12 protein-coding genes and 1 pseudogene are annotated in these 11,489 nt (G+C 50.7%); 1 reads left to right on the plus strand and 12 read right to left on the minus strand.

The window, feature by feature from the left end:
- From ABUA09_RS09450 to ABUA09_RS09465, 4 genes are all read right to left on the minus strand, one after another.
- A partial coding sequence (locus ABUA09_RS09450) for a GTP-binding protein (RefSeq protein WP_349949323.1) occupies window positions 1–840 on the minus strand: 840 nt, incomplete at its 3' end.
- Window positions 840–2,393, minus strand: coding sequence for a recombinase family protein (locus ABUA09_RS09455; protein WP_349949324.1), 1,554 nt, complete (start codon window positions 2,391–2,393; stop codon window positions 840–842). The genes ABUA09_RS09455 and ABUA09_RS09450, both read right to left, overlap by 1 nt.
- An 854-nt stretch (window positions 2,394–3,247) precedes the next feature.
- Window positions 3,248–3,496 (minus strand): helix-turn-helix domain-containing protein, encoded by a 249-nt coding sequence (locus ABUA09_RS09460; RefSeq protein WP_279202791.1) that lies wholly within the window; start codon window positions 3,494–3,496, stop codon window positions 3,248–3,250.
- On the minus strand, window positions 3,477–3,917 hold the full coding sequence (locus ABUA09_RS09465; RefSeq protein ID WP_195614354.1) for a sigma factor-like helix-turn-helix DNA-binding protein: 441 nt from the start codon (window positions 3,915–3,917) through the stop codon (window positions 3,477–3,479). The genes ABUA09_RS09460 and ABUA09_RS09465 overlap by 20 nt, the downstream gene beginning before the upstream one ends.
- Before the next feature lie 304 nt (window positions 3,918–4,221).
- On the opposite strand from ABUA09_RS09465, the gene ABUA09_RS09470 reads away from it, so the two are divergent.
- Window positions 4,222–4,530 carry a helix-turn-helix transcriptional regulator gene (locus ABUA09_RS09470; RefSeq protein ID WP_195614353.1) on the plus strand — a complete coding sequence of 103 codons (309 nt, stop codon included), beginning with the start codon at window positions 4,222–4,224 and terminating at the stop codon, window positions 4,528–4,530.
- A gap of 106 nt (window positions 4,531–4,636) precedes the next feature.
- On the opposite strand, the gene ABUA09_RS09475 is transcribed toward ABUA09_RS09470, so the two are convergent.
- The 8 genes and pseudogenes from ABUA09_RS09475 to ABUA09_RS09510 form a co-directional block, all read right to left on the minus strand.
- Entirely contained in the window at window positions 4,637–5,134 is a 498-nt protein-coding gene (locus ABUA09_RS09475) for a flavodoxin family protein (RefSeq protein WP_207743415.1), read from the minus strand.
- Window positions 5,127–5,451 (minus strand): annotated as a pseudogene (locus ABUA09_RS09480) (carboxymuconolactone decarboxylase family protein). The gene ABUA09_RS09475 and the pseudogene ABUA09_RS09480 overlap by 8 nt, the downstream one beginning before the upstream one ends.
- Window positions 5,452–5,463: 12 nt before the next feature.
- Window positions 5,464–5,673, minus strand: coding sequence for a tautomerase family protein (locus tag ABUA09_RS09485; RefSeq protein WP_195614351.1), 210 nt, complete (start codon window positions 5,671–5,673; stop codon window positions 5,464–5,466).
- Between the two features lie 40 nt (window positions 5,674–5,713).
- Complete coding sequence (locus ABUA09_RS09490) at window positions 5,714–6,583, minus strand: aldo/keto reductase (protein WP_347568452.1); 870 nt, start codon at window positions 6,581–6,583, stop codon at window positions 5,714–5,716.
- Window positions 6,573–7,046 (minus strand): LysR substrate-binding domain-containing protein, encoded by a 474-nt coding sequence (locus ABUA09_RS09495; protein ID WP_195614349.1) that lies wholly within the window; start codon window positions 7,044–7,046, stop codon window positions 6,573–6,575. The genes ABUA09_RS09490 and ABUA09_RS09495 overlap by 11 nt, the downstream gene beginning before the upstream one ends.
- A gap of 14 nt (window positions 7,047–7,060) precedes the next feature.
- Window positions 7,061–9,346 carry a transglutaminase-like domain-containing protein gene (locus ABUA09_RS09500; protein ID WP_195614348.1) on the minus strand — a complete coding sequence of 762 codons (2,286 nt, stop codon included), beginning with the start codon at window positions 9,344–9,346 and terminating at the stop codon, window positions 7,061–7,063.
- A 14-nt stretch (window positions 9,347–9,360) separates the two neighbouring features.
- On the minus strand, window positions 9,361–10,500 hold the full coding sequence (locus ABUA09_RS09505) for a DUF58 domain-containing protein (RefSeq protein ID WP_195614347.1): 1,140 nt from the start codon (window positions 10,498–10,500) through the stop codon (window positions 9,361–9,363).
- A 1-nt stretch (window position 10,501) separates the two neighbouring features.
- Window positions 10,502–11,443: an AAA family ATPase gene (locus ABUA09_RS09510; RefSeq protein WP_195614346.1), complete on the minus strand. Its 942-nt coding sequence runs from the start codon at window positions 11,441–11,443 to the stop codon at window positions 10,502–10,504.
- Window positions 11,444–11,489: the final 46 nt, after the last annotated feature.

Consider the following 11,489-nt stretch of genomic DNA (forward strand, 5'->3'; position numbering starts at 1 on the left):
CTCCGCCCCCAGCTCCGCCCGGCGGGTGGTCAGCAGGTCCTTCACCCGGAGGCGGCCTCCGGTGACCTTCAGGTGGGTGAGGCGCCCGCCCTGGGCGTCCCGGGAGATCTTATACACCCGGGCCCCGAACTCCGGGGGATAGTCCGGCCGGGGTCCGTACCGCTCCAGCCCCTCCAGCAGCGCGTCCACCCCCTCCAGGCGCAGCGCGGAGCCGAAGTAGCAGGGGAAAAGCTTCCGCGCGCCCACCAAGCCGGCCACCTCCCCGTCTGAGAGGGTCCCCGCCTCCAGATACCGCTCGAGGGCGGCCTCGTCGCACACCGCCACATTCTCCAGCAGCGCGGCGCCCTCCGCGCCGAAGTCGGTGCAGCCGTCGCCCAGGCGGCGCTTCAGCCCGGCCAGCAGACCCGCCCGGTCCGCGCCGGGCAGATCCATCTTGTTAATGAATACAAAGGTGGGGACGCCGTACTGCTCCAGCAGCCGCCAGAGGGTGCGGGTGTGCCCCTGCACTCCGTCGGTGCCGCTGATCACCAGGATGGCGCAGTCCAGCACCCGCAGGGTCCGCTCCATCTCGGCGGAGAAGTCCACATGGCCCGGCGTGTCCAGTAGCGTGAGCTCCGTCTCCCCCAAGGGCAGCACGGCCTGCTTGGAGAAAATGGTGATGCCGCGCTCCCGCTCCAGGGGCGCGGTATCCAGGAAGGCGTCCCCGTGGTCCACTCTGCCCAGCCGCCGCAGACATCCGGTCCGGTACAGCAGCGCCTCCGACAGCGTGGTCTTTCCCGCGTCCACATGGGCCAGGACACCTATACAACACCGTTTTATTTTTCGTTCATTTTCTTTCATCAGCGATCTAAAAACCTTCCTAACTTGGGATAAAGGCGTATTTCGATTTTATTGGGGTCTGTTGGGTCGCGGAAATATGTGATTTTCTTCATCAATAATTTCCAAAGCCGATTTTTCTCTTCTGCTGTCAAGTCCTCGTAATAATCAAGAACCCGAAGTGTAGCAGGCAGAAACAGCTCTTTTGCCCGATCTAATTCACTCTTATTATCACAGATTTTGGTCACTTCTTCAATACTGTTTCGCAAAGCACGGATCTCATCAGCAAGTACAGTATTCCGTTTGATAAACATCTCCTCGGTATAGATACCTTTTTCCAGTAGACTGCATATTTTGTTTTGCTGATCTTGAAGTACCTGGATTTGTTTTTTCATAACAAGGAGTTGTCTTTGTGCTTCGGATGGTTCATCTGGCTCCGAGGTGATCGTGAGGGAAATATTTTTCCACCAGTCACGCATCGCTTCTACGATCTTACTTTTCAAAACATCGCAGTAGGAGATCATGCACTCACATCCCTTTGTACTGCAACGATACCAAGGCCGGAATGTTCTGGTTTTCAACTGTGTTGCGGAAGGCGTGTTGCGTTTGATTGCATAGCCGCATTTTTCGCAAACCAAAATATTGGCGAAAGGATTTGCCAATGTACGCCCCCTTCTAACGGAAGGTGTTTGTTTGCTCCGTTGCACTTCTCTAACCCTATCCCATTGCTCTTGCGTGATAATGGCCTCATGACGCCCTTCAAACAAAAGGTAATCCTTGTTCAGTTCGCGTTTTTTCACCATTTGCCCGTTTGCCATCACTCGTTTTGTCGGTTCATGCTTCCATCTGATCTTCCCAAGATAGACTTCATTATTTAGAATTGCATTTACACTATGCTGGACCCAATGATGTCCTGTCTTGCATGGAATGTGCATATCATTGAGTCGGTGGGCAATGGTGTTATAGCCATCGCCAGCAATGTACCAACCATAAATCATCCTTACCACTTCCGCTTCTTCAGGGACGATTTGTAACGAGTTCCCCTTTTCACCTACCAACTTATAAATTTTATAGCCGTAGGGTGACATGGAACCCATAAACTTCCCCTCAGATGCTGAGATATTTCTTCCTCTAACCAATCGGGTCGTAATAGATTTCAATTCATATCGGCTAAACATGAACTTCATATCTGTGAACTGCTCATCCGATTCGTTCTGAAGGTCATATATCTTTGCCGGGGTGACGATTTTGAAATGGTTGACCTGAAATACCTGCATGATATAACCAGACTCCAATGATGACCCTCTGGAAAGTCGTTCAATGTCCATACAGACAACACCGGCATATTGCTTTGTATTGGCAAGATCGAGAAGTTTCAGCATTTTTGGTCTGGCATATAGAGATTCGCCTGAAACTACTTCTTCCAAAACTTTGGCAATTATCAAGCCCTTCCTTTCGGAGAATTCTTGAAGGATTGACTTGTGTCGGTTTAGGGTCTCTTCAACAGAAACCTCATCAAAATCTGTGTCCATGCGGGATTTTCTCAAGTACATAATATAGGCCTCTTCTTGCAGCATAATCCTCCGTCCTTATAAAATCCCCTTGCACATATAAGGATGGAATGATAAACTTAAGAATGGATTTGGATCATTTCATCTTATAGGTGCAATGCTTCCACCTGCTCTTCTCAATGCTTCACCATTGGGAAGGGTATTTTTATACCCATAGGCTTTAATAAGCCAAGACCTCTTTTCTAGTTAAATTATATAAGAGTTTTTGGATACCCGCAAATTTTGAAAAACAAAAGCCGAACCTCTTATTAAAAGCGGTTCGGCTCAGTTTTCTGCTAAATTGGCAGGGTCGTTTTCTATATATTTGCGTTTATACGCTCCCAAAATAAGGTGTATAACATCTGTAAGTACATCCTCTGTATGCGTAGAGCAATATTCCTCGGATATGTGTATCATAAACAAGGCATCTTGCTGGTTTTTATTATTATATTTCATAATATCCCATCTTTTTCCGTTCTATAAAAGCAGAAAAAACAGGCGGCTGCTGGCAGCAGCTCCACGGGAATTTCACCCCGGCCCATGCTGATGGGTGCGCCGCGCAATGCTTTGAGGGCGTTCAACGCGGGAGTATCATTGTGAGCAGCAAAGATCCTGGCCAACAGAGTGCCGGTCTGCTTTCCGGTTAAAATATGGATCGCTCGCTTGAAAAGGTCATGGCGTATTTACCGCACGGCTCCCTTTGCTGCAAATGTGCCTGTCTGCCTATGCTGCGCACGATGACGCTTTCTTTATCAAGGAGCAGAGGGGGTGTATGCCCATGTAAGCCCTTGACCTGATCGGTCGAGGGTTTATATCAGCAAACACAGAAAGCCCATAAGGGCGGTATGGAAAGGGGAACACACCGCCCTATGGGCTGGGAATTATGCTGCCTTAATAATCTCGAAATTGAGGATGCGCGTGATCAGCTTGATCTCCAGGGTCTTACGCATTTCATCATCAACGCACAGGTGCGGCACACCATTTTCGTCATACAGGCGTCTGGTGGCCAGCACCGAGATGTACTGCTCGTAGTGCTTCAAAACGGCGTTGATCGCATCAACATTGCCGCCTGCCGCCGCTTCGATCACAGAGACCGGCAGCAGATGAGGGTTATTCTTCGCTCTGTCCATCTTCCAAAACCTCCAATCTTAATTTCAATTCTTCGAGAGAGCTTGTCCGCCTGCGATGGATCGTAGAACCTACTACCTCGAGTTTTTCAGCGATCTCCGTATCTGTCATATCCAAGAAATAGGACAACAGGATCACATCGCGCTTTTTGCTCGGCAGAGCGGCCAGAGCTTCAGCCAGCCGGCCATCCTTGACCGCGATTTGGTAGTCCAGCACATCGAAGTAAGTGCTGTCCGAGGGGTACTCATCCATCACATAGAGTTGATTCAGCTCCACTTCTGACAACCCGGAAAAATTAGCTTCCTTCTCCGCTCTGCGGGCAAGCTGCTTCTTATAGTTGCGGCTCTCATCCCGCAGCACCTTCCGACAAAGGCTGTCAAATTGATGTCTAACGGTTTTCTTTTGATATGGCGATAGCTTCAAGAGTTTTCCCCTCCTCTCGTACACCGAGAGGCCGGTTTATTTCCCCTTTCGCTATCTATCCCAATCGCGAAGGGCCAAATCTTGCGTTTCCCGCAGATAAATTTAAATTTTTTTCTACTCTTTTTGCAGCAGGTGAACCAGAATACACATAACAGTGCAGGACGGCATGCTCTTAAACATCGAATTTCATGTCCATTCTGTCAGAATCGCTATGCGTACAGTTCAATTTCATATCCTTTCTGTTGTATATGTATTTCGATACATATACATGGTGTATTGTAGAATACTTATGAGGTGAACTGTAATGCCGGAATACGAATTTACTCGCCCATTGGGTGATGCGATCAAAGTGGCCCGTGGAGAGTCTGGTCTTACACAGAATGAGGTTGCAGATCGGGCGGGCATGGATGTGCGCACGGTTTTGAATATTAAAAACTATCGGGGGAATCCCAAAATGCAGGTGATTTATCCTCTGGTTCGCACGCTCAAAATGGACCCCCGAGATATTTTTTACCCGGAATTGAAACGAGAAAGTCCTGCCATTCGCCGCCTGCGGCTGTTGTTGTCTGACTGCACGGAACAAGAAGCTCTGGCGTGTGCTCCCCATCTGTGAAGCAGCACTATCCGTGCTTCGCTCAGAGAAAGCCTAAAAGGTTAAATGAGCTATACATATAAAAAGAGCCTGCATCCCGTTTTACAGGGAAGCAGGCTCTCCGCTTTTATGCGCCCGGATCGTCGATGCCGCCGCCGAAAGCGCAACCGCAATATTGGGCCTTGGGGAAGCAGTCGATCCACCCCTGCAAGCCGCTGATGGCTTTTGCGGGGACAGCCTCACTATCCTCCGCCGCAGTGGCCAGCAGATAAATGTCCCGGAATTGATAGTCTGAGGAATACAGGGGATTGCAGCGGTCCAGCAAGGTCTTCATCTGTCCGCACATCTCGTAGAAATAGATGGGAGTGGCAAAGGCTATGACCTGCGCCTGCCCCACCTTTTCCGCCAGAGCAACGGCATCGTCCTGAATGACGCACCGCTGGGTGGCATGACAGGCCAGACAGCCCTTACAAAAGCCGATGGACTTGTCCCGCAGGCTCACAAACTCCACCTCATGTCCGGCCTCCTCTTCACCCCGGACGAACTCTTTCGCCATGATCTCCAAGTTGTTCTTTCCTCGAATACTGGTGGAGATAACCAACACCTTCTTTTTATGCTCAGTCATGGTCATAGACCTCTTTTGCCATGCGGAAGGCCGCCCAAGCGTTTGGGCCAGCCAGAATAAAAAGCAACATGGGTCAGAATCTCCGCCATTCCCTGGGCGGTAACGCCCTCCTTTTTGGCGTTTGCGATGTGATATTGCAGGGAGCTGTCCAGAATCCCCTTGCTCATCAAAGCGGTGACGGTCACGATGGTGCGGTCCCGCAGGGAAAGCTCCGCCTCCCGGTTTCACACCTCGCCAAAGAGAACATCGTCGTTGAGACGTGCAAATTCAGGGGCAAACTCTCCCAGGGCGTCACGGCCCGCTGTCTGTTTGAGCATGATAATTCCTCCTTATACACCGGGTTTCACATACAGAATATCATCAGAGAACTGTTCCATAGCCTTCTGCCAGTCCTCCACGGGAATATCCTGCACGGAAACAGATACGAATTTGGGGTCTACACCCAACTCCTTGACTAGAAATGCCTGGGTCTTTTGCGCCAGGGCGCGCTTAGTCTCTTCGTCACGGCCTGGGATCACGGTAATGGCTACATGGGGCATTTTTAGTTCCTCCTTTGATTTCGGTCAGTCAATGTACGATTTACTTCTTCTCATCCAGCAGCATCACGCCCTGCGCAGGATTTTTATCAATGGCACCCACAGTGGGATGGGGCAGATAGTATTCTTCCAGATACGCCACATCCTCCGGTGTAAGCGTTACATCCAATGCCCCAACGGCATCGTCAAAATACCGGGCCTTGGTGGCACCGATGATGGGCGAAGTCACCTCCTTTTTCCACTGCCACGCAATGGCGATCTGAGACATGGTGCAGTTGTGCCGTTCCGCCAACTCCCACACCCGCTCCACGATCCGCATATCCTGCTGTTCCATGCGGTCATACTTACCTGCGGCCACCCGGTCAGTCTTTCCACGGGCGGAATCCGACTTCCGCTCCGGTCTCGCCAGAGGGCTGTACGGCATGAGGGAGACATTCATCTGCTTGCAGATGGGGATCAACTCACGTTCGTCCTCCCGATAGAGTAAATTGTAGTGGTTCTCCATGACGGAAAACAGCGTCCAGCCATGTTCCTTTGCCGCCATCTGCATATTGTAGAACTGGTAGCCGTGCATGGCCGAAGTGCCCAGTGCCCGTACCTTCCCGGCCTTCACCAGCTGGTGTAGCGCCTCCATAGTCTCCTCGATGGGCGTTTCATCGTCAAAGCGATGGATGATATAGAGGTCCAGGTAATCGGTCCCCAGACGCTTCAGGCTCCCGTCGATTTCCCGCAGAATCGCCTGTTTGGACAGACGCCCTGCGTTGAAGTAGACCTTGGATGCGATGACCACCTGATTCCGCGTGGTATTTCGCTTGAGGGCACGTCCCAGATACTCCTCGCTGGTACCGGTGGAATAGCCGTTGGCGGTGTCAAAAAAGTTGATTTTGAATGAGCAAAAATGCCTATTCAGCATTTTTGATGTGTTGATGAAACTGAGCCACTGCGGCGGAAAGGATTTGGTCTTTCTTCCACGCCAGCACCGTTCCTGTCTCCAACTTCGGAGACAGGGGAACGAATCGCAGCGCGTCAGAGATATTTTCCAGATAAAAGCACAAGGCCACACCTACGCCATTTTTGACCATGTTGGCCGCGTTCAAAATCAGATTATAGGTAGCCGCAACTTCAATCCGTTCATAGTCAGTACCGAACCAGTTGGCCAGCTCGTTTCGCACGGTAGACCGCCCACTCAACAGCAGTGGGACATCCAGAAGATCGCTGGGTGTGACTATCTTCTTTTCGGCCAAGGCAGAGTCCCTTGGAGCCAGTACGCCCCAGCAGTCCTTTTGGGGCATTCGCTGAAAGGCATACCGGCTGATGTCCACCGGCTCTGTCAGCAGGCCTATGTCCAGCAGTCCGCTTTCAATCCGCTCTTTCACAAATACGCTCTACATCAATAAATGCAAAGGATCCACTTCAGGCGGATACGTTCTCGCCTTTTGGATGTCTTTTTCAATTCCTCCAGGATTTTGACCGTAAAGAGGTGAACTCTGTCCAGACCAGAGTCGCCAATCTCCTCATCGCTGAACATTGCCGCACGCTGGGTATGTATAACCGCCGTAAATTCGGATGCGATTTCACTTCCCAATAAATGGTCTACCTCGGGTATCAGCGCAAAAAGTGAGCGATTTCCGCGGGATATCCCGATATGCTCCAGCAACATTACGGCATACGCTGTCTGCCAGCAGACCGCCTTAGCATTGCTTGGATCCTTCAACAGGCGGTCGCGTTTTTTCATAATTGTACGGCGTCTGAAATAAAGGCCCGCAAATGCCACAGCAAGCAAAATTATCAACGCCAATGCCACTGTCACCAAAATCTGCGCAAGAGACAACGAGCTATCTTCTTCCGGCTGCTTCTCCGGCTCAGGCGCTATTTCGGAGCTTCCGCTGCCGCCCGCTTCGCCATTCGCCGTGGCCTCAGGCATTTCTGCTACAAAGGGCGGTGTTACCTCAAATGGTATCCAGCCCACGCCGTCCCTATAGATCTCGACCCACGCATGGGCATTGGCATTGGGGATCGCCATGCGGCCATTCTGTGCTGTATGCACCTCATTTTCTCTGATTGCATATCCCTCAACATAGCGCGCCGGAACGCCAAGCAGGCGGAACATCAGCGTCGCAGTTGTGGCAAAATGAGGGGCATATCCGCTTTGTGCTTTTTCCACGAACCATTGTACAAAATCCCACCCCTCCGGTGCTTTTCCAGGATGCTCGTCATATACAAAATTGTTGAGTAGGCATGTGAGTACGATTCTTCTGGCATCGGAAAAAGAAATTTGCATGTCTTCCGGCACTGCCGCCAGTTCTTTGAGCCTCAACAGGGCTGTTTTTGCCGTATAAGGCACGTCAAGATATTCGTTGTAGACAAATTCCCTGTACGCCCCCTCATGGCTAAGGTACTCATATCCCGAACCAATGCCGCTGTGCTGCTCATCAAACAGCTGTGTATAAAGGGTGGCGTAGTTTTCAATGCCATAGGTCAACTTTTCATACTCATAGCTGCGTTCTCCATGCCATCCCCTTGCTCTGACAAAACTGTCTCCAATCATATTTTTATCCAAGGGCTGGACAAATATTTTTAGTTCATATGGAATAAACACATAAGCAGAGCACGCAGACTCGTTCTCAATTTTAATGCTTTCCGTTTTATTTTGTCCGTCTAAAGCGGAAGCTGCGGCTGCGTACTGCGTCTGTCCAAAAAAGTCCGCCTCATGCAGCCAAGAAAATGTCGTGGCATATTTCCCCAGCGTTTCAGGCTCCAGCCGACTCCAGCCGCTCGAAGTATACTCCTCGCCAATGTAACCCTTCAAATATAAGTTTTTAGGCTCACGCATTGTAACGTACAGCGCTGTGCCCTCCTCAGGCTCAAAATCTTCCAGTCCGGCCAAGTCTCCCTCCGGCATAGGCCCGGCTTGTGAATGATACCTTATTTTGTGTATGCCAAAGGCAGCTTTATCGCGCAGTCTTTCTGCCGACGCCTCCCGATCCCCTAGCAGGACCGCAACGGGCAGAGCCAGCATCCCAACAAGCAGTGCCAGCGTCAGCAGGGCCGGAAGCAGAATTCGCCCCCCATCCTGCGTTATTGTTTTCAGTGATACTGCCCTTATCCGTATTATGACAACAGCAAATAGGAACAGTACAGGCGCGCCCCCAGAAACCGGCAGGCGAAATACGACCGCGGCCCCCCAGATAAAAAGTGCCCCTATGGCAAATGCGAATCTCCAGATGGACCGCACACAGGCAGTCTGCGCTGCGCAGACCGCCAGTAATGTTGTCGGATATGTCAGAAACAACGAGGCGCATAAATCCGGATCTGCCTTTGTCAACCCCGATTTAAAAAAGGGAAATATCCTGCCATAGCGAAGTTCAAACCCGGAAAACAGGCGATTAAACACAACACTCCATCCGTCGCTGATATAGCCGCTCATGAGAGCGGCAACGACAGAGAGTACCACGGCAACAAAAATGTATATAAAAATCTTGACTCTTTTTTTCGTCACAGCACATAAAAAAACACACAGCGCAGTACCTGTGAACACTTGAACCATCCATGCCGTCCTCAGCGTATCCAGCCCAAAGATTTTCCAAAGTGTACCGCCTGCCCCATAGAATAGGCTGAGGGCAAGCAGCACTCTTCCGAACAGATCGGGTATCGATGCCTCTGCAATTCTCTTCATATTTCCCGCCCTAATCAAAGAATCATTTCCGCTAGGACATTTTGATAATTTTCAGGTGAAAAAATAACTGTAGCGCCTAACTCATCCGGACATTCCTCCGTATTTTTTGTGCAGATGAATCCGGATATTTTTTCGGCAAACTTATATGCCTCCGGCAGGGTCTGTCCAGAAAAGTATGCCGCCCGAGGCCACTTTCCCGGTATATCAAAGGGTGTGTATCCCTTTTTCTCCGGCGAGAGCAATTCCGGTACAATATCATAAATATCAGAGAGCCCCGTAATATTTTTTAGCTCCGTACGCCCTGTTTTTCCGCCTTTCCACGCCAAAGTAAACAGCGTGCCTCCCTCAGACAACCCGACGCACAGCGTCACAAACGCCTCTGCCAATGCATCGGGCACATCTGGAGACGCATCCTCCGGGATATCAGCACCATCCCAGATGATAAGCAGTCTGTGGTCGAGAGGCTCCGAGGGGTCTGCGACAATAAGCTTTCCATATTTCGCCGCCAGTTTCCAGCGGATTTGGCCCATGCTGTCCCCTTCGGTATAGTCGCGAAGTTGGAATACTTCCGTTTTATCTGATCCCTTTTGATCGAGATACTGTATTGCTTCATCGAATGCCTCCGTCTCACTGTCTCTCATATACACGCTGGCGGGAAACAATTCGGGGGCGATGATCCGATGGAAAGGGGCTTGTATAGTCGCGCGGGATCTCGGAGAAAATACCCCCCAAAAATCATAGGTTTTAACGGAATCTATGGTAAATACGATTTGGCCACAGTGCCTACTTTCCAGCAGAAGCGGCAGTTTTTTGCTGGAGCGTGGCATTACAGACGTACTGCATTCGATCAAGCGCCGCTCCCGGGTGAGCATGTTGTAGATATCCACCTCGACGCGAGCAAAAACAATTGGAACAAAGCCTTTGTTATCTATTATCACATACCCTTCTGTGGATTTCCCCTTTTGTAATGCCTTGGGCACCACGACTTCTACTTTTAACCCGCGTGCGCCATAGACTGCCAGCAGGAACTGAGCAGGGGGCAGAAGTACTGCTGCCGCAAGCAGGAGCGCCGATGTTTCGGTCCCCAAGAAGAGATAGAGCCCCGAAGCCATGAGTATACAAAATAACCATAGGATAAGAGTTATCTTTCGCATTTTATCGGATCTCCCGTACAACAGGCATCTCGACGGACCGCAGGATCTCCTCGGTAACGTCCTTCCAGCTAAGTTCATTGAACCTTGCCTTCGAGTTGAGCACCAATCTATGTCCGGCAACATCTGCAAATACCGCGGCAACATCTTCGGGCGCCACATATTCGCGCCCGTCCAAGAAAGCGTGTGATTTTGCCATCCGGCACAAGGAGAGGGCTCCGCGCGGACTCACCCCCAGTGTCACCATGGGATGGACACGTGAGGCTTCCACAAGTGTTGTGACATAGTCATAGATGGCATCATGAACAAATACCTGTCCCGCCGTGTGGATCAGCGCAATTAATTGCTCCTTCGTAAGGACTGTCTGAACGGTATCCAGCGGATTCCCATCTTGTCTGTCCCGAAGAATTCCTATCTGACTCTGGTGATCCGGGTAGCCAATGCTGATTCGAATCAAAAATCTATCCATTTGGGACGCTGGCAGCAACTGCGTCCCGGCGCTCCCCACCGGATTTTGTGTGGCGAGCACCAAAAATGGCTCTGGCAGAACATGTGTCACTCCATCTACCGTAACGTGGCCTTCCTCCATTGCCTCAAGAAGCGCTCCCTGCGTTTTACTTGATGTCCGGTTTATTTCGTCGGCGAGGAGAAGATTCGTCATGATTGCGCCGGGTCTATATGTAAACGTCTGCGCTCTCTGGTCAAAAGCGGAAAAGCCTGTCACATCAGACGGCATTGTGTCGGATGTAAACTGTATCCGCTTTGTCTCCAATCCCAATGCTTTCGCAAAAGCAAGCGTCAACGTCGTTTTCCCAACACCCGGCACATCCTCAAGCAATACGTGTCCCCGCGCAAGCGCAGCCATAAGTACCTTTTCCACAACATCATTTTTCCCCACAATCACTTTCTTTACTTCCCGCAGGATGCTCTGAGTCGCATCTTTCATATATTCCTGTTTCCCCTCCGCATTTTATACCGAAAAGCCATGTCCA

The organism is Intestinimonas sp. RTP31139st1_F5_RTP31139_211217, from assembly GCF_040226735.1.
GTDB classification, from domain to species: domain Bacteria; phylum Bacillota; class Clostridia; order Oscillospirales; family Oscillospiraceae; genus Intestinimonas; species Intestinimonas butyriciproducens.

Coding starts and splice junctions, on each gene's coding strand:
- ABUA09_RS09460 (WP_279202791.1), bottom strand. CDS start 3,496: ATGGACAGAGCGAAGAATAACCCTCATCTGCTGCCGGTCTCTGTGATC.
- ABUA09_RS09485 (WP_195614351.1), bottom strand. CDS start 5,673: ATGCCCCATGTAGCCATTACCGTGATCCCAGGCCGTGACGAAGAGACT.
- ABUA09_RS09500 (WP_195614348.1), bottom strand. CDS start 9,346: ATGAAGAGAATTGCAGAGGCATCGATACCCGATCTGTTCGGAAGAGTG.
- ABUA09_RS09470 (WP_195614353.1), top strand. CDS start 4,222: ATGCCGGAATACGAATTTACTCGCCCATTGGGTGATGCGATCAAAGTG.
- ABUA09_RS09510 (WP_195614346.1), bottom strand. CDS start 11,443: ATGAAAGATGCGACTCAGAGCATCCTGCGGGAAGTAAAGAAAGTGATT.
- ABUA09_RS09475 (WP_207743415.1), bottom strand. CDS start 5,134: ATGACTGAGCATAAAAAGAAGGTGTTGGTTATCTCCACCAGTATTCGA.
- ABUA09_RS09455 (WP_349949324.1), bottom strand. CDS start 2,393: ATGCTGCAAGAAGAGGCCTATATTATGTACTTGAGAAAATCCCGCATG.
- ABUA09_RS09490 (WP_347568452.1), bottom strand. CDS start 6,583: ATGCTGAATAGGCATTTTTGCTCATTCAAAATCAACTTTTTTGACACC.
- ABUA09_RS09505 (WP_195614347.1), bottom strand. CDS start 10,500: ATGCGAAAGATAACTCTTATCCTATGGTTATTTTGTATACTCATGGCT.